The organism is Oleiphilus sp. HI0079, assembly GCF_001635105.1.
In genome coordinates, this window is record NZ_LWFT01001441.1 from 1 (window position 1) to 760 (window position 760).

Sequence of the window (760 nt, forward strand, 5' to 3'; positions counted from 1 at the left end):
CAGGTCGAGTAGCGCGCTCAATAAGGCGCAATCTTAAAGCAGGGAAACCAACCGACTTCTGGTCATTGAAACTGCCGCGAGAAACCCGAGCCTACGTTCCAAAACTCCTTGCGATCTCAAAGATCGTCGCTGATCCGGCAAAGTATAATATCACTCTAAAATCCATCCCCAATCAGCCTTATTTTGACGTTGTGAAATTGGATAGCCAAATTGACCTTGCACAAGCAGCAAATATTGCCGAGCTAGATATTGAAGAGATTTATCAATTAAACCCGGGGTTAAACCAGTGGGCAACACCGCCAAGTGGGCCGTTCCGGCTGCTCATGCCCGTAACGAAATCAGAGCAGTTCGAACAACGGCTGGCTTCCATTCCTAAATCTGAGCGACTTACTTGGGACAGTTACAAGGTAAAGAAAGGCGACGCCTTGGCAAGAATTGCTCGCAAATTTCATACGACACCTTCGCTCATCGCCCAAGTAAACAAGCTTCGAGGGAATCGTATATATGAGGGACAGGAGTTATTGATCCCCGTTGCATCTCAAAACAAACGGTTCTACAACCTTAGCGAGCAAAACCGCATCGCCAGCGTACAAACAAAAGTGCAAGGAAAAAATGGTGCATCAAAGGTTTTCTACACAGTAAAAGCCGGAGACACTTTTTGGGACATTTCCCGTGCGCACAAGGTTGGCATTCGGCAGTTGGCGAAGTGGAATTCGATGGCACCAGGAGACGTCCTTCGCCCTGGCAAACAATTACTAAT

General features: G+C 47.5%; 1 protein-coding gene. It reads left to right on the plus strand.

Translation table 11 applies throughout. From position 1 onward, the window contains the following. Nucleotides 1-760 (plus strand): LysM peptidoglycan-binding domain-containing protein (locus A3750_RS24675; RefSeq protein WP_156498931.1); only part of this gene is annotated, 760 nt, incomplete at both ends.